At 34.6% G+C, this 24,694-nt stretch carries 24 protein-coding genes, 1 tRNA gene and 1 pseudogene; 14 read left to right on the top strand and 12 right to left on the bottom strand.

Going from position 1 to position 24,694, the window contains the following annotated elements; genetic code table 11:
• The first annotated feature begins 88 nt into the window (after nucleotides 1-88).
• The 4 genes from QLQ94_RS00955 to QLQ94_RS00940 all read left to right on the top strand — a co-directional run bounded on the left by QLQ94_RS00955 (nucleotide 89) and on the right by QLQ94_RS00940 (nucleotide 4,326).
• On the top strand, nucleotides 89-937 hold the full coding sequence (locus QLQ94_RS00955; protein WP_271335255.1) for a helix-turn-helix domain-containing protein: 849 nt from the start codon (nucleotides 89-91) through the stop codon (nucleotides 935-937).
• Nucleotides 938-1,016: 79 nt separating this feature from the next.
• Complete coding sequence (locus QLQ94_RS00950) at nucleotides 1,017-1,742, top strand: siderophore-interacting protein (RefSeq protein WP_271335254.1); 726 nt, start codon at nucleotides 1,017-1,019, stop codon at nucleotides 1,740-1,742.
• Nucleotides 1,743-2,090: 348 nt separating this feature from the next.
• A complete protein-coding gene (locus tag QLQ94_RS00945) occupies nucleotides 2,091-3,350 on the top strand; it encodes a putative DNA modification/repair radical SAM protein (RefSeq protein ID WP_271335253.1) in 1,260 nt (419 codons plus the stop codon).
• 199 nt (nucleotides 3,351-3,549) lie between these two features.
• Nucleotides 3,550-4,326 carry a TIGR03915 family putative DNA repair protein gene (locus tag QLQ94_RS00940; protein ID WP_271335252.1) on the top strand — a complete coding sequence of 259 codons (777 nt, stop codon included), beginning with the start codon at nucleotides 3,550-3,552 and terminating at the stop codon, nucleotides 4,324-4,326.
• Nucleotides 4,327-4,367: 41 nt separating this feature from the next.
• On the opposite strand, the gene QLQ94_RS00935 is transcribed toward QLQ94_RS00940, so the two are convergent.
• Together QLQ94_RS00935 and QLQ94_RS00930 are read right to left on the bottom strand one after the other, a co-directional pair.
• Nucleotides 4,368-5,948, bottom strand: coding sequence for a Na+/H+ antiporter (locus QLQ94_RS00935; RefSeq protein ID WP_271335251.1), 1,581 nt, complete (start codon nucleotides 5,946-5,948; stop codon nucleotides 4,368-4,370).
• A 33-nt stretch (nucleotides 5,949-5,981) separates the two neighbouring features.
• Complete coding sequence (locus QLQ94_RS00930) at nucleotides 5,982-6,878, bottom strand: helix-turn-helix domain-containing protein (RefSeq protein ID WP_482498870.1); 897 nt, start codon at nucleotides 6,876-6,878, stop codon at nucleotides 5,982-5,984.
• A 179-nt stretch (nucleotides 6,879-7,057) separates the two neighbouring features.
• Between QLQ94_RS00930 and QLQ94_RS00925 the strand changes: the two genes are divergently transcribed.
• From QLQ94_RS00925 to QLQ94_RS00910, 4 genes are read left to right on the top strand one after another with little or no spacing between them, the layout of a single operon-like run.
• Nucleotides 7,058-8,035, top strand: a complete 978-nt coding sequence (locus QLQ94_RS00925; protein ID WP_482498868.1) for an aldo/keto reductase — start codon at nucleotides 7,058-7,060, stop codon at nucleotides 8,033-8,035.
• 44 nt (nucleotides 8,036-8,079) lie between these two features.
• Complete coding sequence (locus QLQ94_RS00920) at nucleotides 8,080-8,919, top strand: aldo/keto reductase (protein WP_271335248.1); 840 nt, start codon at nucleotides 8,080-8,082, stop codon at nucleotides 8,917-8,919.
• Nucleotides 8,906-9,304 (top strand): nuclear transport factor 2 family protein, encoded by a 399-nt coding sequence (locus QLQ94_RS00915; protein ID WP_271335247.1) that lies wholly within the window; start codon nucleotides 8,906-8,908, stop codon nucleotides 9,302-9,304. The genes QLQ94_RS00920 and QLQ94_RS00915 overlap by 14 nt, the downstream gene beginning before the upstream one ends.
• Before the next feature lie 26 nt (nucleotides 9,305-9,330).
• Nucleotides 9,331-10,311 (top strand): aldo/keto reductase, encoded by a 981-nt coding sequence (locus QLQ94_RS00910; RefSeq protein WP_271335246.1) that lies wholly within the window; start codon nucleotides 9,331-9,333, stop codon nucleotides 10,309-10,311.
• A gap of 50 nt (nucleotides 10,312-10,361) precedes the next feature.
• On the opposite strand, the gene QLQ94_RS00905 is transcribed toward QLQ94_RS00910, so the two are convergent.
• The 4 genes and pseudogenes from QLQ94_RS00905 to QLQ94_RS00890 all read right to left on the bottom strand — a co-directional run bounded on the left by QLQ94_RS00905 (nucleotide 10,362) and on the right by QLQ94_RS00890 (nucleotide 13,127).
• Nucleotides 10,362-11,996, bottom strand: coding sequence for an IS1182 family transposase (locus tag QLQ94_RS00905; protein ID WP_072959494.1), 1,635 nt, complete (start codon nucleotides 11,994-11,996; stop codon nucleotides 10,362-10,364).
• Nucleotides 11,997-12,105: 109 nt separating this feature from the next.
• Nucleotides 12,106-12,521: pseudogene (locus QLQ94_RS00900) on the bottom strand (helix-turn-helix domain-containing protein).
• A gap of 170 nt (nucleotides 12,522-12,691) precedes the next feature.
• A complete protein-coding gene (locus QLQ94_RS00895; RefSeq protein ID WP_271335245.1) occupies nucleotides 12,692-12,949 on the bottom strand; it encodes a hypothetical protein in 258 nt (85 codons plus the stop codon).
• Nucleotides 12,950-13,053: 104 nt separating this feature from the next.
• Nucleotides 13,054-13,127 (bottom strand) — tRNA-Met (locus tag QLQ94_RS00890).
• Nucleotides 13,128-13,280: 153 nt separating this feature from the next.
• On the opposite strand from QLQ94_RS00890, the gene QLQ94_RS00885 reads away from it, so the two are divergent.
• Complete coding sequence (locus tag QLQ94_RS00885; RefSeq protein ID WP_140509532.1) at nucleotides 13,281-13,673, top strand: START-like domain-containing protein; 393 nt, start codon at nucleotides 13,281-13,283, stop codon at nucleotides 13,671-13,673.
• 54 nt (nucleotides 13,674-13,727) lie between these two features.
• Nucleotides 13,728-14,567 (top strand): aminotransferase class IV, encoded by an 840-nt coding sequence (locus QLQ94_RS00880; protein ID WP_271335243.1) that lies wholly within the window; start codon nucleotides 13,728-13,730, stop codon nucleotides 14,565-14,567.
• Here QLQ94_RS00880 and QLQ94_RS00875 read toward each other — a convergent pair.
• The 6 genes from QLQ94_RS00875 to QLQ94_RS00850 form a co-directional block, all read right to left on the bottom strand.
• Nucleotides 14,564-15,124, bottom strand: a complete 561-nt coding sequence (locus QLQ94_RS00875; protein WP_072959341.1) for a YqgE/AlgH family protein — start codon at nucleotides 15,122-15,124, stop codon at nucleotides 14,564-14,566. The two genes, QLQ94_RS00880 and QLQ94_RS00875, sit on opposite strands and share 4 nt — an antisense overlap.
• 127 nt (nucleotides 15,125-15,251) lie before the next feature.
• Nucleotides 15,252-15,524: an HU family DNA-binding protein gene (locus QLQ94_RS00870; protein WP_017498096.1), complete on the bottom strand. Its 273-nt coding sequence runs from the start codon at nucleotides 15,522-15,524 to the stop codon at nucleotides 15,252-15,254.
• Between the two features lie 180 nt (nucleotides 15,525-15,704).
• Entirely contained in the window at nucleotides 15,705-16,652 is a 948-nt protein-coding gene (gene fmt / locus QLQ94_RS00865; protein ID WP_482498865.1) for a methionyl-tRNA formyltransferase, read from the bottom strand.
• Nucleotides 16,652-18,547, bottom strand: coding sequence for a RecQ family ATP-dependent DNA helicase (locus tag QLQ94_RS00860; RefSeq protein ID WP_427402026.1), 1,896 nt, complete (start codon nucleotides 18,545-18,547; stop codon nucleotides 16,652-16,654). Before QLQ94_RS00860 ends, fmt begins: the two co-directional genes overlap by 1 nt.
• Before the next feature lie 65 nt (nucleotides 18,548-18,612).
• Nucleotides 18,613-19,146 (bottom strand): AAA family ATPase, encoded by a 534-nt coding sequence (locus QLQ94_RS00855; protein ID WP_271335284.1) that lies wholly within the window; start codon nucleotides 19,144-19,146, stop codon nucleotides 18,613-18,615.
• A 387-nt stretch (nucleotides 19,147-19,533) separates the two neighbouring features.
• Entirely contained in the window at nucleotides 19,534-20,448 is a 915-nt protein-coding gene (locus tag QLQ94_RS00850; protein WP_271335240.1) for a carboxylesterase family protein, read from the bottom strand.
• Nucleotides 20,449-20,786: 338 nt separating this feature from the next.
• Here QLQ94_RS00850 and QLQ94_RS00845 point away from each other — a divergent pair, with 338 nt between their 5' ends.
• The 4 genes from QLQ94_RS00845 to QLQ94_RS00830 all read left to right on the top strand — a co-directional run bounded on the left by QLQ94_RS00845 (nucleotide 20,787) and on the right by QLQ94_RS00830 (nucleotide 24,332).
• Entirely contained in the window at nucleotides 20,787-21,083 is a 297-nt protein-coding gene (locus QLQ94_RS00845; protein ID WP_482498862.1) for a DUF493 family protein, read from the top strand.
• Nucleotides 21,084-21,086: 3 nt separating this feature from the next.
• Nucleotides 21,087-21,809 carry a DUF4290 domain-containing protein gene (locus QLQ94_RS00840; protein ID WP_271335238.1) on the top strand — a complete coding sequence of 241 codons (723 nt, stop codon included), beginning with the start codon at nucleotides 21,087-21,089 and terminating at the stop codon, nucleotides 21,807-21,809.
• A 191-nt stretch (nucleotides 21,810-22,000) separates the two neighbouring features.
• Nucleotides 22,001-23,314: a UDP-N-acetylglucosamine 1-carboxyvinyltransferase gene (gene murA, locus QLQ94_RS00835; RefSeq protein WP_271335237.1), complete on the top strand. Its 1,314-nt coding sequence runs from the start codon at nucleotides 22,001-22,003 to the stop codon at nucleotides 23,312-23,314.
• A 142-nt stretch (nucleotides 23,315-23,456) separates the two neighbouring features.
• Nucleotides 23,457-24,332: a cation diffusion facilitator family transporter gene (locus QLQ94_RS00830; protein WP_271335236.1), complete on the top strand. Its 876-nt coding sequence runs from the start codon at nucleotides 23,457-23,459 to the stop codon at nucleotides 24,330-24,332.
• Nucleotides 24,333-24,694 lie beyond the last annotated feature (362 nt).

Below are 24,694 nucleotides of genomic sequence, written 5' to 3'. Positions count from 1 at the left end.
AAAATCATTTTAGAATTAATTTTCTAAGTTTGTATAACATCATCCGTCATAAAGTTTACGTACTTATAATTTTAAAAAAGATTCAAACTTGAAAATTCCTATTTACAACCAGAGATCAGAAGCAGTAGGAGGGATCTATATTGGTGAGTTATCTGTATTAGTAAAAGATTCTGATGTTATAAAAAAATTAGGAGCACATCGGGATGATTTTTATATTTTTTTTGTGCTCACAAAAGGAAAAGTCATCATGAAATGTGATATGGTAGATGTAAAGATAAATGCTCAAAGTGTTGTCGTTATTAAGCCATTTCAAATTCATTCGCCACAATTTATTTCGCCTGATGCTGCCGGATATTACATAGGTGTGGCACCATTTTTAATTCCGAATAATTGTGCTACCGTTTTTCAGAACTTGAAAATTGCGAATCAGGTCAGTAAAATTGATAAATTTCAGAAGAAAGATGTTTTAGAAACGGTGTCGTTGCTACACCGTTCTTTTGAAAATAGTACTTCGAATAAAACACCTATTGTCAATGGTCTTTTTAGTGCTTTGGTCTATCGTTTTGTAAATATATATTCAGAATCAAATAAGTTAACAACGGAAATTAAAAATCAAGCGGTACAGATTTATTCTAATTTTAAAAAATTACTATCTGATTTTACTTTTTTAGAAAGTCCCTCTTTCTTTGCTGAAAAATTAAATGTCACCACTTCGCATTTAAATTATTGTGTGAATGTTGCGACGGGAAAATCGGTAACGTATTGGCTTCAGAACGCCATGATTTTAGAAGCGCAACGATTATTGTACTACACAGATAATGATGTAAAGGAAATCGCTTTTATGTTAGGATTTGAGGATCATACTTATTTCTCCAGATTGTTTAAAAAAATAAACGGTGAAACACCTTTAGCCTTCCGGTTAAAATTCCGCGAATAGTCCAATCATCCCTATTTCTTCTTCAATTAATTCTTTTTGTTTTAGTTTCAATTTTGTATCGAAATTAAAACATACCATTATGAATTCGATGCCCAAGATTATTGGAGATTTTATGGAACTGGCGTTTACTAGCAAGATTTGCAAAGTAAGCGTTGCAGCGACTAAAATGCTCAGCGAAAATGTAAAAATGATCCAGTTCAGAGGTCATTTTCCCCACATTAATTTTAAAATAGGACAAGCCATAGTCATTAGAATAGATGATACAAATTATCGCAATTACACGCCCAGTAAATGGAATAGTGCACAAGGATGGTTTGAAGTTATTTTTCATATTCATAAAAACGGTCCCGGAAGTTATTTTGTAGAAAACTTAAAACCCAATGATCAGGTAACAGTGGGATTACCGCGAGGTTTTGAGTTTTTTAAAAAGGAAGAAAAGTATCATTTCTTTTATGGAGATGAAACTTGTATCAGCGTTTTTAAAAGTATCAAAGACGAAATTAATGCCGGCGAAAATAATTATTTAGGCATTTTAGAATTAGATGCAAGTACCGCTGAAATCCCAAAGATGTTGGGACTTGAAGTGGATATCGTGCAAAAAACAAACATAAAAGCCGAATTTGCAATCGAAATGCTGAATAAATTAGATCCTAAAATTTGGGATTTATGGCAGCATGGACAATTTTATTTAATGGGAAATGCGAAGTCAATTCAGGCCTTTAGAAAAGTCTTAAAAGAAAAAGGTGTTCTAAATAAAAAAATCTATACGCAGCCGTATTGGGCAGAAGGAAAAATTGGACTTTGATTTATTATTAACTGGTTTGGATGATTCTTCGTTTGGGCCTTGAAAAAATAAATACATAGAAACATAGATTTTATGTGTCGCAGAGACAAAAAGAAATATATTTCTTCTCGATATATAGTTATGTGTGTTTTAAATAAATGAAACGCCTTTTTTAAGCAAGTAAAGCTATTTTTCTACGTATTAAAGTTTTTATAATCAGTGGGTTATTATTGTAGTTGAAAGTGAGTTGAGATTGTCTTATTGAAATTTGGTACAATTTAGAACAACGGATTTCAGGATTTTTGTATCGCAAAATAGTAGTTTTGAGGTCAAACAAATTTAATTCCTTAACCACTAAAAAGGTTCAAAATGGTACATGAAAGAGTGATGGAGAAGTTGGGCATATTGGCCGATGCTGCAAAATATGACGTATCATGTTCATCAGCTTTAAGCAATAGAAAGAATAAAGACAAAGGATTGGGAGATTCTAAAGGATATGGCATTTGTCATTCGTTTACCGAAGACGGACGTTGCGTCTCTTTACTGAAAATCCTGCTGACCAATCATTGTATTTTTGACTGTGCATATTGTGTAAGCCGAAAAAGCAACGATATAAAACGTGCTGCTTTTACAGTAGATGAGGTGGTTGATCTTACTATCGGTTTTTACAGAAGAAATTATATAGAAGGACTTTTTTTGAGTTCCGGCATCTTTGACAATGCCGATTATACAATGGAACGCTTGGTTCGAATAGCGAAGAAATTACGATTAGAGCACAATTTTAATGGTTATATTCACCTTAAAGCGATTCCCGGAGCTAGTGACCAATTGTTGAAAGAAGCCGGAATGTATGCCGACCGTCTGAGTGTAAATGTCGAAATGCCAACAGAACAAAGCCTTAAATTACTGGCGCCGGATAAAAATCATATCGACGTGATCAAACCCATGGAATACCTCAAGAATGAAATTGTTGGTTATCGGGAAGAAAAAAAACTCAATTACAAAGCGCCGCTTTTTGCTCCTGCAGGTCAAAGTACCCAAATGGTTATTGGTGCAACAAAAGAGAGTGATCTTGAAATATTGGGCATGGCAGATTATTTCTATCAGCAAATGAATATGAAACGTGTGTATTATTCCGGATATGTGCCAATAAGTAATGACAATCGTCTTCCTGCAATTGGAACACCGGTTCCTATTATACGCGAAAACCGTTTGTATCAGGCCGATTGGCTAATACGATATTATGGATTTAATGTAAATGAGATTGTTGGGTTCAATCAACCAAATCTCGATCTGGATATTGATCCTAAACTAGGATGGGCTTTGCGAAATCTGAATCAATTTCCTGTAGATATAAACACCGCAGATTTAGAACTTATAAAACGCATTCCCGGTATTGGTTTTTTAAGTGCCACTAAAATAGTCGCTGCAAGACAATTTAAAAAACTGATGCCACAGGATTTGCAAAAGTTAGGAATTGCTTATACCCGTGCCAAATATTTTCTGGCATTTGCAACACCGTTTCAAATGCAGAAAGATTTAACTTCTATACAAATCAAAAGTCAGATTTTAAATTCTCAAAAGAGTAAGTATAAAAATGATTTCTCAAATCAACTTGCTTTATTTTAGTTGATTAAATGTCATGCTGTAATTTTTAAAACATAGAAACGTAGCCTTTTTTTATTAAATAAATCGTTGCACTTGATTAAAATGCACATAGCTACGCGAAAGAAATGTATTTCTTTTTTAGATATAAATCTATGTTTCTATGTGTTTAATTTCGTGCAAGCGAACATACGAAGTAATTGTAATAACTGAATTAAATTAAATGACACAAGTAATTTATGACGCAACTTATGAAGGATGGCTCACAGCTGTATTTGAAATTTACGAATATAAGCTTGGCGATATTGTTTTTGTAAAAAACGAAGTTTCTAATTCTTTGCTTTTTTCAACCACTCATTTTGTAACAACAGATCCTGACAAAGCAAAGCGCGTTTTAAGTGGTTTACAAAAACGCCTGTCGGCAGAAGGAATTTCGAATATTTACAAAGCTTTTTTATCAGAAGTAAATCAGATAGAGGAAACAATGTTTCAGTTTGTAAAATATGTACTCGCCAGTTCAATAAATATAGAAAGAGATTTAAGCAACAGTACAGTTTTAGATATAAAAAAGGCGGCTCGATTAACGGGCAAAGAAAGTCACCGAATGGAAGCATTTGTGCGGTTCAAATTAACCAAAGATCAATTGTATTATGCCATTGTTGAGCCGGATTGTGATGTGTTACCACTTATAGAAAGCCATTTTAAAAACCGTTACGCAGATCAGCGTTGGTTAATATATGATGCAAAGCGCAAATATGGAATTTATTATGACCTCGAAAATGTTGCAACCGTACAATTGCAATTCAATCCGGAAGCTGCTTCTTCGAAATTCTTAACTGAAATCTGTGACGAAAAGGAAGAATTTTTTCAAAATCTTTGGAAACGTTATTTCAGCAGTGTCAATATTGAATCGAGAAAGAACATGCGACTTCATCTTCAGCATATGCCAAAACGATATTGGAAGAATTTGACCGAGAAAATTCCTGATTTCAAAAAATAAATAATGACCAATTTCGAGGTGAAATAGCAGTAAAATTAATGCTAAATATACCTTAGTTTCTCTTCTTCGATATCTAAATAATGCATTTGTCGTCTTATAATGGTTTCATCAAGAGTTTGATCTTCTTTGTTTTTATTAATCAGCCATTGCCTTTGCTTGTCTAATAAGTCGAGATAGATTACTTTAAGTTCTTTTCCTATTTGTTCGTCATCAATGCCATTGCTGTATTGTTCCCATTTCTGGATAAGATGCTGTAGCGAAGAATTGCTTTCGATCTGATCGCTGTAATTACTCTTTAGATAATCTAAAGCAAATTCGGCTAATTCGTGGCGCAGGTTATTATGAGCTTCTTCTTTTGGCAGAGGATCATACATATCAGTAAGATTGATTTTTTTAATAAAATAAGGCAATGTGAGTCCCTGAATTACCAGAGTTAAAAGAATAACGATAAACGTGATAAACAAGATGAGGTTCCGTTGCGGAAAACCGTTGCCATTATTAAGATAAACAGGTATAGATAAGGCAGCAGCCAATGATACAACACCTCTCATTCCCGTCCAGCCCAGTATAAACGGAGTTTTATAACCGGGATTTCTGCTGTCAGCAACCGTGATAAAATTTCGTGCAACAAGCGTCACCAAAACGGCTCCGTAAGAAGATATCATTCTACTGATTATTAAGACAAATGTTATCAGAACGCCATAACCAATTGCGGACGAAATGCTAACATCTTCGACTTTAAGACCGTTTGTAATTTGTGGCAGATCTAAGCCAATCAGCATAAACACAAAACCATTCAGAATAAAAGTAAGGCTTTGCCAAACATTGATGCCCTGCAAACGAGATTTACTGCTCAAAAATCGGTGTCGGTTATTAGACAAAAGCAATCCGCCACATACTACGGCCAATACACCGGAACTATGAACTTCTTCGGCAGCCAGATAAATAATATAGGGTGTAAGCAAAGACAAAACAATATCGACATTTGCATCTGTAGGCAAATATTTGTGCGCTTTCATAAAAAGCCAGCCAATTAATAACCCAATTCCAACTCCGCCAAAAATCATCCAGCTAAAACTAACGGCGGCTTTATAAAATATAAATTGCTCTGTTGCAACGGCAATCATTGCAAATCTGAAAATAATTAAAGAAGAGGCGTCATTCAGCAAACTTTCGCCTTCTAAAATTGATGAAATAGTTTTGGGTACTTTTACAAATTTCAAAATAGCACCGGCACTTACTGCATCCGGAGGAGATACAATTCCGCCCAAGACAAAACCAAGCGCCAATGAAAATCCGGGAATAATATAATTAGCAACTAAGGCAACAGATAATGCCGAAACAAAAACAACTACAAAGGCAAAACTGGTAATAATGCGTCGCCAGCGCCACATTTCTTTCCATGAAACCGTCCAGGCCGCTTCGTACAGTAAAGGAGGCAGAAATATAAAGAATATTAAATCAGGTTCGATTTGTATTAAAGGCACCTTTGGGATAAAGCTGATTGCCAATCCGGCCAATACCAACAATATCGGATAAGCTACTTTTATTTTATTGGCCAACATAATCAGTAATAAAATAACAATTAACAAACCTAAATAAAAAGGGAAATTCTCTAGCATTCTTGTGGTTTATGAAATTTGGTTTATGATTTTTTAGTTTAAATTTCTGTATTCAATTGGTGTAAAACCCGTATTCTTTTTAAACATTCTATTAAAGTGCTGTGGATATTTAAAACCCAGTTCAAACGCAATTTGACTGACTGATTTATCAGTATCGAAAATTCGTTCTTTCGCCACATTTATCAACTTTAACTGAATGTGTTCCTGAGCTGATTTGCCTGTTTCTTTTTTTATTAAATCGCCAAAATAATTAGCCGAAAGATGCAAACGATCTGCAAAATATCCCACCGAAGGTAAACCTGTATCTTGTGCACTTTCAGATTGAAAATAATCCTGTAATAAATTTTCAAATTTTGATAAAACGTCAGTATTAATATTTTCTCTGGTAATGAATTGTCTGTCATAAAAGCGAACACAATAATTTAGTACCAACTCTATATTATTACTTATAATGCTTTTGCTATGTTTATCAATAGACTGGCTTAATTCGTATTGTAATTTACTAAATAAATCTTTTATTATTTGCTGTTCTTTTAAAGATAAATGAAGAGCTTCATGCGATTCATAAGAAAAGAAAGAATACTGACTCATGTTTTTTGCCAGCGAAGTGCCTTTTATCAGATCAGGATGAAATAGAATCGCTAATCCTGTAGGATGATAATCTTCGGGGTTATTTACTTCAATAACTTGTCCGGGCGAAACAAACACCATTGTACCATCATCATAATCATAATTATTGCGGCCATATTTTAATTCGCCGCAATTTCCGGCCTTCAGGAATATGGCATAAAACCCAAAATGCATGCGCGTATGATTGGGTAATGCTTTTGTTGCAGAGTTATCAAAAACACTTATTAAAGGATGTTGCGTTTCAATACCTTTAAATTGATTGTACTGAGCGATTTTTTCGAGTTTTATAATAGGATCCATGATGCAACTTTTAAAATTATTAATGCAAATATACTACTCAGATTATTAATAACTTAGCGTGATAATTCTAATCAGTAAAAATGGTATTAATAACAGTAATTTGTATAAAAGAAAGCTTTTAATATTGAATGAACTTTGTATTGACAAGATGATAGACAATTTAGTCAAAAAAAAGCAATATGAAAACAAGAATATTAGGAACACAAGGATTAGAAGCTTCTGCATTAGGAATGGGATGTATGAACCTGAGTTTTGGAACAGGAAAAGCAGTTGATATAAACGAAGGAATTAAAGTAATTCGTTCAGCATATGAAAAAGGAATCACTTTTTTTGATACTGCAGAAGCTTACGGACCTTTTACAAACGAAGAGTTAGTAGGAGAATCATTGAAACCTTTTCGAAAAGAAGTTGTTATTGCAACAAAATTCGGAATGATTTCGGATACCGGAATTAACAGCAAACCGGAACACATTCGCAAAGTGGTTGAAGCCTCCTTAAAACGATTACAAACAGATTATGTTGATTTATTATACCAACATCGGGTAGATCCAAATGTGCCAATCGAAGATGTTGCAGGAACCATAAAAGATTTGATTCAGGAAGGAAAAGTAAAATACTTTGGACTTTCAGAAGCGGGTGCAGAAACGATTCAGCGTGCCCATGAGATTCAGCCGGTTTCAGCAGTTCAGAACCAGTATTCGATCTGGACAAGAGAGCCGGAAGTAAAAGTTTTGCCATTATGTGACGCATTAGGAATTGGTTTTGTGCCGTGGGGGCCAATTGGTACTGGTTTTTTGACAGGTAAAATTACGCCGGACACCAAATTTGACAGCGATACAGATTTACGTGCTGCTTTCCCACGTTTTACTTCGGAAGCCATTAGAGCAAATATGCCTGTTGTGGAGTTGCTGACAAAAATTGCTAATAGAAATAATGCCACACCTGTGCAAATAGCCTTGGCGTGGTTATTAGCTCAAAAGCCTTTTATAGTGCCAATTCCCGGAATGGATAAAATAGAATATTTAGATGATAATATTAAATCTGCAGCTGTCGAACTTTCGATAAAAGATTTACAGGAAATAGAAGAAGGACTTGCAAAAATAACTTTTCAGGGAGCAAGACTTAATGAAGGATTACTCGGTTTATCTGAAGAATAAATAGTAAGCTCTTAACTTTTTTTAACTACTATAAATTATATAAAGTGAAAAATATTATTTTAAATAACGGTCTCGAAATGCCATTGTTAGGATTTGGGGTTTATCAAATTCCAGATGCTGACGAATGTGAAAAAAGTGTGCTAAATGCTATCGAAGCAGGTTATAGATTAATTGATACCGCTACGGCTTACGGTAATGAAGAAGCGGTAGGGAAAGCCATTCAAAAAAGCAGAGTGCCACGTGAAGATTTGTTTATTACTACAAAACTTTGGGTTTCAGACACAGGTTACGAAAAAACTAAAAAAGCGTTTGAAACTTCGTTAGAAAAACTACAATTAGAGTATCTTGATTTGTACTTAATTCATCAGCCTTATGGAGATGTTTACGGTTCATGGCGCGCAATGGAAGAATTATATGAAGAGGGGAGAATAAAAGCTATTGGCGTAAGTAATTTTTATCCGGACCGTTTGCTGGATCTGATTATTCATAACAAAATAGTTCCGGCTGTTAATCAAATTGAGACACATCCTTTTCATCAGCAAATTGAGACACAAAATTTTTTGAAAGAAAACAAAGTGCAAATAGAAAGTTGGGGACCATTTGCAGAAGGTCGAAATAATATGTTTACCAACAAATTATTGGTTTCAATAGCGGGTAAATACAATAAAAGTGTAGCACAAATTATCTTGCGCTGGTTGATCCAGAGAGAAGTTGTGGCGATTCCGAAATCAGTTAAAAAAGAAAGAATTGCTGAAAATATTGATATTTTTGATTTTGAATTATCTTTAGAAGATATGGATGTAATTTCGATTTTAGATACTAAAAAAAGTGTTTTCTTCGATCATCGCGATCCTGAAATTGTAAAATGGATTGGTAGTCGATAGTGTGGAAACGGATAAAACAGCAGATAATAAATCGCAAATTCTGGAGATAACGCGCCAATTGACACAGTTGATGATTGAAAGGAATACAATAGAAATCAATGCTATTTTGGATGCAAACTTTACGCTCACACATATTACGGGATATGTGCAGTCAAAAGAAGAATGGTTTTCTGAAATTGAAAGTGAGCGAATGAAATATTACTCCTTTCAGGAAGTTAAAACTTCAGTAACAATTGATGGAGATAAAGCGGTGTTTGTTGGTCAGAACATTTTAGATGCCAGAATTTGGGGAACCAGAAATAATTGGCGTTTACAGCAAACAATGCAATTGGAAAAACGAAAAGGAAAGTGGATTATACTAAAATCGGTAGCTACCACTTTTTGAATAAAATTAATATAAAAAATGAAATTATGGAAAAGAGAATATTAGGAACACAAGGATTAGAAGTTTCTGCACTGGGATTAGGTTGTATGGGATTGAGTTTTGCTTATGGTGCGGTGATAGAAAAACAACAGGCAATAAAAATAATCAGAGAAGCACACGAGCAGGGAATTAACTTTTTTGATACTGCCGAAGCTTACGGAATTGCCAACGAAGAACTGGTAGGAGAAGCTTTAAGTCCCTTTAGAAAAGAAGTTGTTATTGCGACAAAGTTTGGTTTTAAAGGAGGAAATGCACTTAACGGACAAGATAGCCGACCAGAAAACATCAGGGCCGTTGCCGAGGAATCTTTAAGACGTTTGAAAACTGATGTTATTGATTTGTTTTACCAACACAGAGTAGATCAAAATGTGCCAATAGAAGATGTGGCCGGAACGGTAAGAGATCTAATACAAGAAGGAAAAGTAAAATACTTTGGAATGTCTGAAGCTAGCGTGACCTCTATTAGAAAAGCGCACGCAGTTCAACCTGTAACAGCTTTGCAAAGCGAATATTCGATTTGGTGGAGAGAACCGGAATTAGAAATTTTGCCGGCACTAGAAGAATTAGGAATTGGTTTTGTATCATTTAGCCCGTTAGGAAGAGGTTTTTTAACCGGAGCGATTACTGAAAACACAAGCTTTGAGTCTACGGACTTTAGAAGTACTTTGCCTCGTTTTAGTGAAGAAAACAGAAAAGCAAATCAGAAATTAGTTGATTTACTGGCGATAATTGCTTCTCAAAAGCAAGCAACTCCAGCGCAAATTGCCTTAGGTTGGTTATTGGCACAAAAACCTTGGATTGTACCAATTCCGGGAACAACAAAATCACACCGATTAACAGAAAATATTGGTGGAGCCTCAATTAATTTATCGACAGAAGACGTTAAAAAAATTGACGATGCTTTTGCTCAAACCACAATACAAGGAGATAGATACCCGGCTCATTTGCAAAAAGCAGTAGGTAAATAAAATGAGGTTGTCTGAAAAGACGACCTCTTTCTTTTATTATACTAGTAAATTTACAGAGTGTTTCTTGAAAAATGTAAATTTGGGCTAAAATGGTCTTCTATAAACTTTTCTAAAGCTTCTACGAGATCAAAAATGAGGTTAAAATTGCCCAAACGGATTTTAGCGATCCATTTAGAAAAGTTGTGAGCAATAGCAATCAGGCCAAATTCAGTATTTACTTTGGCTGTTTTGGTAAGTGTAAATCTTTTAAATCCTTTGTTTTGCTTGATGTTACCAAAAACCGGCTCTGGTTCAATACATCTTTTACTATAAATTTCCCTGCCCAATTCACTTTCTAAATTCTCTCTTGCCTTGAATTTCAGTCTTTGAAGATTGTGATTAATTTCTATCCGTCTGTTCCCCTTAGCTTTAAAGCATTGCCCCCGCAGAGGACATCCTGCGCAATTTAAAGCCTCATATACCGAATGATACTGTTCAAAACCAGTTGTAGTTTTTGATTTCTTAGTAAAGATACGAGGCATTTGCTGCCCCATTGGACAAACCAAAAAGTCTTGCTCATTATTATGAAACAGGTTTTGTGCGTGGAATAAATTGTTTTTATGCTTACGGGTCTCTTCGATACGGTACATGTTGTAGGGAACAAAAAAATCAATTTCTTTGTCTTCAAGGAGTTGATAATTTTCCTCACTTCCATAGCCCGCATCGGCTATAACTTTTGCAGATTGTTTGCCGTAGTTGCTTTTGAATCCTTCTAAGTGAGTCTTTAATGTGGTAAAATCAGTAGAAGTCTGGTGGGTGGAGTAATGTGTAATAATTTGATTTTCTGTAGAAATCTGAATATTATAACCCGCTTTTAATTGTCCGTTGCCCATATGATCTTCTTTCATGCGCATAAAAGTAGCATCGGTATCGGTTTTCGAATAACTGTTTCTATCCCCCAGAATTTCGAGATGTTTCTCATATTCTTTAAGTTTTACAAGCTGTTCTTTCTCGAGTTTTTGAAGTGATTTGTTCTGCTGTTTACTCAGCTTCTGCTTTTTTTCACTTTGGTTGATCTCGTGTATTTTTTCTTCTAATTTCTTACTGTCTACCTTGGTATCAGTTTGGTTATCAGTATGCATAATGTCTGACTCGATAGCCTGACCAATATCTGCCAGAACAGCATCGATTTTTCCCTGAAGCCTGTCTTTATGTTTTTCAACTGCTTTCTTCCACACAAAGCTGTATTTATGTGCGTTGGCTTCTATTTTAGTACCATCAATAAATTGTCTCTCCAGGCTAATGAGCTCTAAATCTACCATCATCAGAACGACCTGGCTGAAAAGTTTTTCGATATTCCCTTTTAATTTTTTTCCTCTAAAGTCATTGATAGTTCTAAAATCCGGCTGAAGTCCTCCCGAGAGCCACATAAAATATATATTCTCCTTCACGGCTCTAGCCAGCTTTCGGCTGGAATAGGTATTATTGAGATATCCGTAAAACAATATTTTCAATAACATCTTAGGATGGTAGCTGGATCTTCCACCGCCTTTAAACTGTGATATAATCTCGGAAATTTCCAACTGTTCAACAACACTGTCTATTAATCGGGCAGAATGATTCTCTGGGATCAGATCATTTAAATTCAATGGAAAAAGATCTTGCTGGTGAACCGAATGAGGCTTAAAAACTGGCTGCATAATCATTGATTTTAGTACTTAAATATAAGAAAAATCAATGTGTAAAACAAAAAAAAACTGCCCGAAATTACTTTTCGGACAGCCTCTTATATGAAAATTGATTTACAAAGTAAAACTATTTGTCTTTTAATAATTTTTCTAAATATTCGATTTTAACTTTTTTAGCTTGTAATAAACGTTCGTAAAGTTTTTTGTTTTCCTTTACTGATTCCATTAGTTTTTCCAATGGATTGAAAGTGCAATGATTTGCATTGTTAACCAGTCCGTTCGCAATACTATTATCATTAAAAGTATTAAAATAACTAATCATATTTTCTTCTGAGAAATTTTTAATTACTTCTACACTCACACCAAGTGCCTTGCGATATCAGTAAGTTTTTCCTGATCAATAGTTTCGCCGTTTTCTATAGCCGAAACTGATTATTGATTCGTTCCTAAAGCTTGCACCAAAGCTTCTTGTTTAAGGTCTTTCAGTTCATGAATACGGCTAATTTTTCGCCCTATATGATATGGTTTTCTTACTGTGCTCATAGTTCAAAGATATTTAAAATTCTTTAAAATTTTTCGGGTTTGGTAAAACACATTGCTTTAGCTGTAAAATACATTTTTATAAAATTGTATAAAAATGTAGTGTTTTGAAAAAAGTACAATTTTTCAGACAATGTAATGGTTTGAAAATATTGAATTATGAGGTTTGTTGTTTATTCCTCTTCTTCTAAACCATCAACGGCAGAAATCTGATCCAGTATATTGGTTTGGTTGGGCGAAATGTAGTTTTTTACTTCAGGAGTGTTTTCTTTCTTAAAAAGAATGTCTAATGCGTTGTAAAGTCTTAGTAAAACATCTCTGTCTTCTTTTTCAATTTCTAAAGCTGTATTAAAATTAAAAACGTAGTTATTCGAATTGCGTACTTCTACTTTTATCGTTTTTGATGTGATTTTAAATTTAACTATATCCATTGTTGCTTCTTTTTTAGATATTTGAGATGTTCTTATGAAGTTTTTTAAACAAAACTACAATAAAAAAACCCTAATCAATTGATGATTAGGGTTTTGTTTTTATGTAGCGAGGACGGGAGTTGAACCCGTGACCTCAGGGTTATGAATCCTGCGCTCTAACCAACTGAGCTACCTCGCCAAGATTGCAAGTGAACCGTGTTCCTCATTGCGGGTGCAAAGATAGAAATATTATTAAAGCTTACAAGAATAAAATGAAGAAAAAATAATTTTTTTAAAAATGCATTGTTTTTGGACATATATTCTTATATTTCCAAAAAATTAAAAGTAGCACATGGAGTCAAAAATACGTTACGAAATCGAGTTTCCCATAAATTCTTCGCCGCAATTATTGTATCAATATATATCAACGCCGTCAGGTTTGTCAGAATGGTTTGCAGATAATGTAAATTCAAGAGGCGAATTTTTCACTTTTATCTGGAACGACTCGCAGGAAAAAGCGCGTTTAGCTTCTAAAAAAACAGGAGAAAAAGTAAAATTCAAATGGGTTGATGAAAGCAGTAAGGATACTGAATACTTTTTTGAACTTCATATTTTGGTTGATGAATTAACAAAAGATGTATCATTAATGGTAGTCGATTTTGCTGAAAAAGAAGAAGTAGGAGAAGCTAAACAATTGTGGGAGAATCAGATTTCAGATCTGAAACATCTTATAGGTTCTGTTTAGTGAATTTCTATTTTATACCTTATATTTGCCCTGAACAAAATTCAGGGTTTTTTTATGATCAATTTTAACGGAAACATAGTAGCGCAGGACGATAATATATTAACTCAAAATCGTGCTTTTTTGTACGGAGACGGAGTTTTTGAAACGCTAAAAATAGTCAATAATAAAATCTTGTTTCTTGAAGATCATTATTTTAGGTTAATGGCTTCGATGCGTGTAGTTCGAATGGAAATTCCTATGAACTTTACAATGGAGTATTTTGAAGAAGAGGTTTTAAGCCTGGTGAATCAAAAAAGTATTTCGGCATCAGCCAGAGCAAGAATTACTGTTTTTAGAAAAGACGGAGGTTTGTATTTACCAAAAACGAATGAAGTTTCATATTTAATTCACGCAACTGCACTTGAAAGCGTTTCTTATGCTGTAAATATTGCCGAATATGAAGTTGATTTGTATAAAGACTTCTATGTAACCAAGCAGTTATTATCGTCTATTAAAACGACTAATAAATTGATAAATGTTACGGGAAGCATTTTTGCACACGAAAATGGTCTTGCCAATTGCATTTTAGTAAACGATACTAAAAATGTTGTAGAAGCATTGCAAGGCAATTTGTTTATGGTTATGGGTAAAAAACTGATCACTCCGCCAATTTCCGAAGGATGTCTGAACGGAATTATGCGCAAACAAATAATAGCTCTGGCTAAAAAAGTTGAAGGCATAGAAATGCTTGAAGAAATAATTTCGCCATTTGATCTTCAAAAAGCTGACGAATTATTTCTGACAAATGTAATCACAGGGATACAACCGATAACTAAGTATCGAAAAAAGGAGTTTACAAGTAATCTGGCGCATTTATTAGTGCAGAAACTAAATGAATCCATTTCTGAAAATTAATTCAGATATGGATTTTCAGGTGCATTCGACCAAATAAGATAATCGCCTCCGAGCTCAATAATCTGCTCTTTCCAAAAATGGGTGGTTGACTTTCCGATAATTTTATTTTTATAACTATTATCAGTGATGATCCATGAGTTTCCTTGCATTTCATTCTCAAGCTGATTTTCGTCCCAACCAGTATAACCTAAGAAAAAGCGAATATTGTTTTTGCCAATAGATCCGTCGTTTATTAAGTCTTTGGTCGATTCGAAATCACCTCCCCAATAAATCCCATTTGAAATCTCAACACTATTTGGAATCAATTCCGGGATATTGTGAATAAAATAAAGGTTGTCTTGTTCAACCGGCCCCCCGTTGTATATCTTGAAAGTGGCATCAATCTCAGGAATTAAATCATTAATAGTATACTTTAATGGCTTATTAATGATAAAACCTATCGATCCTTCTTTGTTATGGTCTGCTAATAAAATTACCGATCTATTAAAAGATAAATCTCCAATTATAGAAGGCTCGGCAATAAGCAGGTGTCCTTTTTTTAATTTTTCTGAAATCATACGGCTACAATTTTTATTAAATTTAATAATAAAATTTTTAAAATCACAAATAAAATCGTTAAACCGCATAAAAAAACCCTCCATGGGAGGGTTTTGATTATATTATAAGTTTAGAGAACTTTCTTACTTAGTTCACTGCACCTTCTAATTCAGCTCCAGCTTTAAATTTTACTACATTTTTAGCAGCAATCTGAATAGTTTTTCCTGTTTGAGGGTTTCTTCCGTCTCTTGCAGCTCTAGCAGATACAGACCATGATCCAAAACCTACTAATGAAACTCTCCCACCTTTTTTCAAAGTAGCTCCTACGTTTCCTAAAAATGACTCTAAAGCTAATTTTGCCGCAGCTTTTGTGATTCCTGCATCAGCAGCGATAGCATCGATTAATTCTGATTTGTTCATAATAATTAGTTATTAATTGTTGGTTAAAAAAAATTGTTAATACACAAATTTAGTAGGAAATCCGTTCCTTGCAAGTGTTTTCTTTAATTTTAGCAAAAATTGTTGATAACTTGCTTTTTTTGTTCATAACGCAAGTCGTTTTCCGCTCAAAATCAGGTAAAAACCCCTGTTTTACTGACCTTAATAGACCTTTGTGCTATCAGAAAATGTTATACCGTTCAATAATTCGGCAACTTGCATTCTCTTTTTTCCTGGTAATTGCAAACCTAAAAGCTGAATAAAGCCATCTTTGATCGCGATCTTGATTTCTTTTTTGCTGCTAATCAAGCTTCCAACTTCATAAGAATGGGATTCCTCAATAAGTTTTGCCTCGTATATTTTGATACTTAATTCTTCCTCCTTGTCTTTTAAGAAGCACCAGGAAGCCGGATATGGACTTAATCCGCGAATTAAATTATTGATTTCTTCTCCGGATTTGGTCCAGTCGATCTTACAATTTTCCTTATTGAGTTTGTAAGCCGTTTTAATTTCGGCATCATCTTTCTGGATTGTTGTTGTTACATTTCCGCTTTCGATAACCTTTAAAGTTTCAATTACCGTTTCGCTTCCTAGCAACATTAATCGGTCGTGTAATTGTCCTGCATTTTCTTCCGGTTCAATAGCAATTTCCGAATTTAAGATCATTGCGCCGGTGTCGATTTTGTCATCAATAAAGAAAGTGGTAACGCCCGTTTTTGTTTCTCCATTAATAATAGCCCAGTTAATAGGTGCAGCGCCACGATAATTTGGTAATAAAGACGCATGAAGATTAAAGGTGCCCAAGCTTGGCATTTCCCAAACTACTTTTGGTAACATTCTAAAAGCAACAACAATTTGTAAATTAGCATTCAGAGCCTTTAATTCGGCAAGAAAACTTTCATCTTTTAAATTTGTGGGTTGCAATAAGGTAAGATTGTTCGACAGTGCATATTCTTTTACTGCCGAATATTTTATTTTTTGTCCGCGTCCAGCCGGTTTGTCTGCAGCGGTAATAACGCCAACAACATCGTAATTGTTTTTGATAATGGTGTCCAAAATGCCAACAGCAAATTCCGGAGTTCCCATGAATATGATTCTCAATTTTTCCATTATAATTTTAAAGTGTATTTATTATTAGGCTGAATGATAATGTAATTGTTTTCAAGTAATTCCTGAAGCGCCAAAATTACATCCTTTGTATCTAGTTTTATTTTAGCCTCGATCTCTCTCGAAGTCAAAGCTGCTGTTCTCAACAAGTGCAGGATTTTATCTGCAATCGAATCCGCTTCCGTTATTTTTCCCTTTTGGGTAATGCAATACGAGCAGACTCCGCAATTTTTAGTTGTTTCTTCTCCAAAATAATCCAGGATCAATCGGTTTTTACATGTTTTATTGTCCTTTATATAATGCAGGACAGATAAAAGCTGATCTTTTTTGAGTTGATTTTGTTTTTCGAGATATTTTGCAACCCTGTTTATGGTAAGGTTGTCTTCGCGTACTTCATTAAATAATATAGTAGCGTCGTTGTTTTTTGCTTTATAATCGATAATATCTTTCTCTTTTAGTTTGTCTAAAACAGCTGAAACCTGTGCCTCGGTATGATTTGATTTTTTTGCAATCAGCGAAATATTAAACGGAGTTTTCATTTCGTAAATTCCGGGATAAGTTCTCAGAATTGCCAGAATAATTTCTTCGTCATTTGAATTCAGGCTCATGTACCGAATTACTTCTTTTGATTCAATCAAAAACTGCATTGTAATTTTCTCAGAGAATTCCTGAGACATCGTAATAATTCCCTGCTGATTCAAAAACTGCAAAGCATTGTAAGTTTTAAGGGTAGGGAAGTCGTACTTCTGGCAAAAATGATTTAGTTTAAACGAAAATGATTCGTCCAGACCTTCGCCGTAAGCAATCTGAAAATAATTGCAAAGTTTGATATACATCGCATTCAGAAATTTTTTATCAGGAAGAATACTTAAAAATTGTTGTTCTGTTTGATTCCCATCTGATGAGTTGGTCAAAACAACCGAAAATGCTTTTTCTCCATTTCGTCCTGCTCTTCCGGATTCCTGGTAATAGTTTTCTATATTTTCAGGAAGCTGAGTATGAATAACCGTTTTTACGTTGTCTTTGTCGATTCCCATTCCAAACGCATTCGTGGCAACAATAACCTGAGATTGTTGTGACATCCACAATTGCATGTTTTTGTCTTTTTCTTTTGATGAAAGTCCACCGTGATAATAAGTCGCCTTAAATCCTAACGATTGCAATTGCGTCGACATATTCAGGCAAGATTTTCTATTTCTGACATATATAATAGAAGGCTGCGGATTTTTCTTTAAAATTTGCTCTACACGGTACAATTTGTCTTCAACTTCAAAAACCATGTAGGCAATATTTTTCCTTTCAAAAGATTGCTGAAAAAGTATAGGGTCTTTTAGTCCTAATTCAGTTTTAATATCTTCAATAACCCTTGGAGTTGCTGTGGCGGTCAAAGCTAAAAATGGAATTTTCGGGAAGTGTTTTTTAAGTTCTGAAATCTTCAAATAAGCAGGACGAAAATCATGTCCCCATTGCGAAACACAATGTGCTTCATCAATGGCGATTAAGTTTATTGGAAGATTTTTGATACGTTCCAAAATCCAGTCGGATTGTAATCGTTCGGGAGAAAGATATAGAAACTTGTAATTTCCGTATTGGCAATTGTCAAGAAGGTCAATGATTTCCTCCGTGTGAATTCCTCCTGTAAGGGCGATGGCTTTAATTTCCCGCTTCTGCAAATTCCCTACCTGGTCTTTCATCAAAGCGACCAGAGGCGAAACGACCAAACAAATACCTTCCTGCATCATGGCCGGAACCTGAAAACAAATCGATTTCCCGCCACCGGTTGGTAGTAAGGCAAAAGTGTCCTGGCCGTCCAAAACCGAGTCAATAATCTCCTTTTGCAACGGTCTAAAACTGTCGTGTTTCCAATATTTTAAAAGAATTTCTTGCGCTTCTGGCATTGGTGTCATTTTAAAGTTAAAAAATTTAGAAATCAGTTTCTAGTTTTGCAACTTTAAACACCTGCCTAAATTTTATCTAAGATATAAAGAATTCTGTTCTCAACCGTATCTTTTGGTACTTCAATTAAGTCGTAGCCATATTTCTTATACGTTTCAACAAGGTGTTTTTGAATTGTTAGTGCCTGTTCAAAATTTTCGTAACGCTCTGTATCGCATTCGTAAATTTCTTCCCAAGGTGGTAAAATAAAAGTTTTGGTGTATTTAAAATCCTCGCACGCCTTTACAAAATGTGCTGGATAATCATCACCAATATAATCCATATAAGCGACAACATCTGGAATACCGCGATCTATAAAAACTACATCATCAGGTTCTTCAAGAGCATCTTTGAATTGTTTAATGCGTCCTTCAAGTAACATTTCGCTAAATAATAAAGGTTGTTCCAGAAACAATTGGTCAATTCCCCGTTGTTGTGCTTCGAGTGTAACTTGTCTTGAAATTTCAGGATAACAGCAGTAGCCACGAGCTACCAATTCGTTAATAAGAGTAGATTTTCCCGTTCCCGGGCCACCAATGAGAACTATGATTTGTTTTTGCACTTTCTTAAAATAAAGCGCAAATTTACCTAAACTTATTGTATTTAAAAAGATTATTTTGCCTTGAGCGAACGATTTCGCAATTTTATGTGAATTAGGAGGTTTGGAATCAGTTATTCGTTGCAATCTTTTGCTTTTTAAAGAAAAAAACGAGAGGTTTTTTCTTCATGCTTCGGAACGTTGAAACAAAACAGTTCAAAAATGAAAATAATCCTATGCAAATGTTATCGCAACTGGACTAAAGTCCAGCTCTGTAAAATAGATCGTTCCTCCGGAACTAAATAAAAAAAAAGTCGTAGACTCGGCAAATATTGTAGGGCTGGACTTTAGTCCAGTTTATATTGGTCGGTAGAAAAACAAAGATGGGTTGGCGAAAATGTCCTGTAAGGCCTATTCGCAAAACAAATATTTCTCAGAACCCACACCTTTCTTTTGCGAAGGAATAATAATATGGGACTCAAATTTCTTTCCTTTCAACACATCATTTACAAAATCCAGAACATATTGTTGACCTTGGTGGAAAAGATAACCTGATAATTCATGTCCGCCGCCGCAAAAAGTGATTAGTTCAATGTCTTTGTGTAGATCATTCATATGATTGTAAACCGCATAAGATCCAAAAAGAATCATCCAGCCCGATGCATTTGTAGGGCAGGAGCGATGCGAACCAGCACTATACGGAACGGTATCATCGTTATTTCCGTGTGCCAACAACATTGGAATCGCTTTTTCTTTTGTAATTAAATTAATATCCTGAATGGCGCCTGATCCTCCAATAAAACCTTTGTACTTGAAGTTTTCCGGAAGATTGTTTTTGTATAAATTCATGAGTTTATAATCCCAGAACGAAGCATGAAAACCAATTTCGGCTCCCGCACTAATTCCTGAGATGAATATTTTAGAAGTATCAATATTGTATTTATTGGCATTTTCGATCAAAAACGAAGTTGCCTGCCACATATCGCTCACGCCAATCTGGATTGCTTTTATCTTTTCGGTCAACGTTCCTTTACAACCAAAATCTTTTCCTTTCATATATAAGCTGTACGAAATACTCGCAACCGCATAGCCATTTTTTGCCATGAACATTCCAAATTCTTTTTCGCTCGTACGTTCTCCGCCAGAAAATCCTCCGCCGAATGCAAAAATAATTAACGGAAGTTTTTCGTTTGTTTTCTTTTGAGGTAAGTATAAATCCAGATCCAGTTTGATGGTGTCATTCTGAAAATAAGTCATCGTTTTGATTTCCTGTCCGTGAATGTTATTGATTGTAAGTGCGATAAAAAATAAGAGAATTTTTTTCATTGTAATGTTTTTTTTGAATCGCAAAGTAGCGAAGGAACAAAGTTTTTTAACTTATGACTGTTTAAGCTTTGCGCCTTCGTGACTTTGTTGCAAATTTAGAAGCAAAGTTTCTCAAATATAAAAGTTTGCCGCCAGTTTTACGAATTTTTACGGATTTTAACTTTAGGATTAATCAAAAAAGAGTGAAAGCAGAGGATACATTTACCACAATATAATTCGTGTAAATTAGTGAAATTCGTGGCAAAGAATCGATGCTTTCTTCAATGAAAAAAATCTAAAACCGAAAATCTGAAATCTGAAATCAAAAACGTATATTTGCTTTCTATTTTAAAGTGCAAATGGAGAACGATAAAGAAAAAAACACCGCCGAATTTTACGAAAGATTAAAGGTTGAGTTAGATAACTCAAATGCTTGGCCTGCAGAATATTTGTATAAATTTATAATGCCTTCGGTAGACGATAATGTGGAGCGAGTTGAAAAAGCTTTTGACAGTATGGGCGCGGTAATTAAAACAACAAAATCTAAAACAGGTAAATTTACCAGTGTTTCTATAGATGTTACAATGCATAGTGCTGATCATGTGATTAGCAAATACATTGAAGTTTCTACAATAGAAGGTATAGTTTCATTATAAGTTATGGTCGAAAAATATAAAAAAGAAGTAGCGAATGACGTTGTTTTCAATTTAGAATATAATTCTGAAAGACAGCGTTTACTTATTCCGGAATATGGTCGTCATTTGCAAAAACTGATTGATCAGGCAACTATTATTGAAGATGATGAAATGCGCAACAAAGCTGCGAAATACATTATTCAGGTTATGGGAAGTCTGAATCCTCATTTGCGTGATGTACCGGATTTTCAACATAAATTATGGGATCAGCTATTTATTATGTCTGATTTTAAATTAAATGTAGAATCGCCATATCCAATTCCGTCGAGAGATGTATTGCAGCTAAAACCGGATGTTTTACAGTATCCGCAAAATTTTCCTAAATACAGATTTTATGGTAACAATATCAAATACATGATTGATGTTGCTAATAGATGGGAAGATGGTGAAATGAAAAATGCATTGATATTGGTAATTGCCAATCATATGAAAAAATCATATTTAAGCTGGAACAAAGACACAGTAAAAGATGATGTGATTTTTGAGCATTTATATGAATTGTCAGGAGGTAAAATTAATTTATTACAAAGCACAGAAGAGCTTTTGAATACAACAGATTTATTGCGTACCAACAAACGCATGTCTAATAAAATTACGCCAGCCGGACCTCCAAAAATCCAAAGTAATAAAAACAATATTAAAGGCGGAAAACCAAAACCTTTTCAGAAAAACAACAATCAAAAGTAGAAAAAGTTGCTAGTTGTCTAAGATGTTAAGTTGCTGGGTCTTTCTTAAACTTAGTAACTCAGAACCTTAGTAACTCAAAACCTTAAAAAAAACAATCAGAAATAAAAAGTTGCTAGCAGCTAATCTACTAAGTACCTCAAAAAAAACTTAGAACCTTAGAACCTCAGTAACTCAGAACCTAAAAAAGAAATATGGGAATTTTTAAAATCGAAGGAGGAACTCCTTTAAAGGGAGAAATTACTCCGCAAGGAGCAAAGAATGAGGCATTACAAATTTTATGTGCCGTGCTTCTAACGGGGGATAAAGTAAAAATTAATAATATTCCCGATATTATTGACATTAATAAATTAATCACATTGTTGGGTAATTTAGGAGTGAAAATTCAACGAAATGAACCGGGTTCGATTACGTTTCAGGCCGATGAGGTTAATGTTGGATATTTAGAAACCGAAGCTTTCAAAAAAGAAGGTGGAGCATTACGTGGTTCTATTATGATTGTTGGACCACTATTAGCACGTTTCGGAAAAGGATATATTCCAAAACCGGGAGGAGATAAAATTGGACGTCGCAGATTAGATACACACTTTGAAGGTTTTATTAACCTTGGAGCGAAATTCAGATACAATAGAGAAGATCACTTTTACGGAGTTGAATCTCCGGAAGAAGGATTACAAGGAACAGATATGCTGCTTGACGAAGCATCAGTTACCGGAACAGCAAATATCGTAATGGCTGCTGTTTTAGCAAATGGAAAAACGACAGTTTATAATGCTGCCTGTGAACCTTATTTGCAACAATTATGCAAAATGTTAAACTCAATGGGAGCTAAGATCACAGGAGTTGGATCTAACTTATTGACCATCGAAGGTGTTAAAAGCCTTGGCGGATGCGAGCATAGAATTTTACCGGATATGATTGAAATTGGTTCTTGGATTGGTCTTGCGGCTATGACAAAAAGCGAAATCACGATCAAAAATGTAAGCTGGGGAAACTTAGGTTTGATCCCGAATACTTTTAGAAAATTAGGTATTACAATCGAAAAACGCGGAGACGATATTTATATCCCTGCTCACGTTGATGGGTATGAAGTAAAAACAGATATTGATGGTTCTATTCTGACAATTGCAGATGCGCCATGGCCAGGATTTACACCTGACTTATTGAGCATTGTTTTGGTTGTGGCAACACAAGCGAAAGGAGATGTTTTGATTCACCAAAAAATGTTTGAAAGCCGTTTGTTCTTCGTAGATAAATTAATTGACATGGGAGCTAAAATTATGTTATGTGATCCGCACAGAGCAGTTGTTATGGGACATAATTTTGAATCTCAATTAAAAGCTACAACAATGTCATCTCCTGATATTCGTGCGGGGATTTCATTATTAATTGCTGCATTATCTGCAAAAGGAACAAGTACAATTCAGAATATTGAACAAATCGATCGTGGATATGAGCGTATCGACGAGCGTTTGAGAGCGATTGGAGCAAAAATTATAAGAGCATAAATAAATATTTAGTCAAATAAATATTCAAAATAAACCATTAGGAGGTTAAGGAAAATTAAGATTGCAATATCTTAATGAAACTTAATATCTTAATGGTTTTTATATCTTAAAACTTGATTTTAAAATCCGTTAAAAGTCTCACATGACAAATGAACAAAAAGCTATAAAAGCTACTATATTTAGTATAGTTGGAAACACCTGTTTGGCCGTTATAAAAGGTTTGGCAGGTTTTTTTGGCAATTCCTATGCCTTGATTGCAGATGCAATCGAATCGACTACAGATATATTTTCGTCTTGTCTGGTTTTGTTCGGAATAAAATATTCAAACAAACCCGCAGATGAAAACCATCCTTACGGTCACGGTCGTGCAGAACCACTGATTACCTTTTTGGTAGTTGGTTTTTTAATTACTTCTGCGACCATTATTGGTTACGAAAGTATTGCCAATATTCAAAATCCGCATGATTTGCCAAAATCCTGGACCTTATATGTTTTGGGAGCTATTATTGTCTGGAAAGAATATTCGTTTCGTTTAGTGATGAAACGCAGTAAGCAAACCAATAGTTCATCATTGGCAGCTGATGCATGGCACCATCGAAGTGATGCCATTACTTCTGTAGCGGCATTTGTCGGGATTTCGATTGCACTTATTATGGGAAAAGGGTATGAATCAGCAGATGACTGGGCGGCACTTTTTGCTGCTTTTTTTATCTTATATAACAGCTATAAGATTTTCAGGCCGGCACTTGGCGAAATTATGGACGAAAATTTAAACGATGACTTAGTTGAAGAGATTCGAATAAAATCTCTAACCGTTATTGGTATTCTGGGAACTGAAAAATGTTTTATCCGTAAAGCCGGAATGAAATATCATGTCGATCTCCATGCTATTGTATCAGCCAAAATTTCGGTAAAAGAAGGACATGATTTGTCACACAAACTACAAGATACTTTAAAAGAAAAAATACCTCAATTGGGGAATGTCTTAATACATATTGAACCGGATGATTATCACTAGGAGAGCTTCAAAGTGACAAGGTTTCAAAGTAGTTGCAAAGGCTTGTAATATGTTATGAACCGCTGTCAAAGTTCAAAACTTGTCAAAGATAAAATCTCAAATCCGCTTATTCTTTCAGAGAGTAAGCGGATTTTTTTATAGTCGTTTTCGCCGTGGCGAACGGGCTATCCGCCATATCTTTTACTTTTTAAAGAAAAAAGCAAAAGGATATCGCTTCTCCCTCTAACGCGATCCGGGATAATGATAACATTTGCGGTTTTTTTGTCACTTCGACGAAGTAGAAGTCACATAAAGAAATTCGACTCCAATAATAAAATTTTGAAGAAAAATCATAATTGATTCCTTTGTGATTATGTACAAGA

This window comes from Flavobacterium sp. B114r (assembly GCF_056824125.1).
This window is presented reverse-complemented; position numbering and strand designations above follow the sequence as displayed.

Coding starts and splice junctions, on each gene's coding strand:
- QLQ94_RS00830 (WP_271335236.1), top strand. CDS start 23,457: ATGACAAATGAACAAAAAGCTATAAAAGCTACTATATTTAGTATAGTT.
- QLQ94_RS00870 (WP_017498096.1), bottom strand. CDS start 15,524: ATGAACAAATCAGAATTAATCGATGCTATCGCTGCTGATGCAGGAATC.
- QLQ94_RS00840 (WP_271335238.1), top strand. CDS start 21,087: ATGGTCGAAAAATATAAAAAAGAAGTAGCGAATGACGTTGTTTTCAAT.
- QLQ94_RS00905 (WP_072959494.1), bottom strand. CDS start 11,996: ATGATTATGCAGCCAGTTTTTAAGCCTCATTCGGTTCACCAGCAAGAT.
- QLQ94_RS00850 (WP_271335240.1), bottom strand. CDS start 20,448: ATGAAAAAAATTCTCTTATTTTTTATCGCACTTACAATCAATAACATT.
- QLQ94_RS00875 (WP_072959341.1), bottom strand. CDS start 15,124: ATGATTTCAGAAAAATTAAAAAAAGGACACCTGCTTATTGCCGAGCCT.
- QLQ94_RS00930 (WP_482498870.1), bottom strand. CDS start 6,878: ATGGATCCTATTATAAAACTCGAAAAAATCGCTCAGTACAATCAATTT.
- murA (WP_271335237.1), top strand. CDS start 22,001: ATGGGAATTTTTAAAATCGAAGGAGGAACTCCTTTAAAGGGAGAAATT.
- QLQ94_RS00860 (WP_427402026.1), bottom strand. CDS start 18,547: ATGCCAGAAGCGCAAGAAATTCTTTTAAAATATTGGAAACACGACAGT.
- QLQ94_RS00925 (WP_482498868.1), top strand. CDS start 7,058: ATGAAAACAAGAATATTAGGAACACAAGGATTAGAAGCTTCTGCATTA.
- QLQ94_RS00945 (WP_271335253.1), top strand. CDS start 2,091: ATGGTACATGAAAGAGTGATGGAGAAGTTGGGCATATTGGCCGATGCT.
- QLQ94_RS00950 (WP_271335254.1), top strand. CDS start 1,017: ATGAATTCGATGCCCAAGATTATTGGAGATTTTATGGAACTGGCGTTT.
- QLQ94_RS00845 (WP_482498862.1), top strand. CDS start 20,787: ATGGAGAACGATAAAGAAAAAAACACCGCCGAATTTTACGAAAGATTA.
- QLQ94_RS00910 (WP_271335246.1), top strand. CDS start 9,331: ATGGAAAAGAGAATATTAGGAACACAAGGATTAGAAGTTTCTGCACTG.
- fmt (WP_482498865.1), bottom strand. CDS start 16,652: ATGGAAAAATTGAGAATCATATTCATGGGAACTCCGGAATTTGCTGTT.
- QLQ94_RS00935 (WP_271335251.1), bottom strand. CDS start 5,948: ATGCTAGAGAATTTCCCTTTTTATTTAGGTTTGTTAATTGTTATTTTA.
- QLQ94_RS00895 (WP_271335245.1), bottom strand. CDS start 12,949: ATGGATATAGTTAAATTTAAAATCACATCAAAAACGATAAAAGTAGAA.
- QLQ94_RS00885 (WP_140509532.1), top strand. CDS start 13,281: ATGGAGTCAAAAATACGTTACGAAATCGAGTTTCCCATAAATTCTTCG.
- QLQ94_RS00880 (WP_271335243.1), top strand. CDS start 13,728: ATGATCAATTTTAACGGAAACATAGTAGCGCAGGACGATAATATATTA.
- QLQ94_RS00940 (WP_271335252.1), top strand. CDS start 3,550: ATGACACAAGTAATTTATGACGCAACTTATGAAGGATGGCTCACAGCT.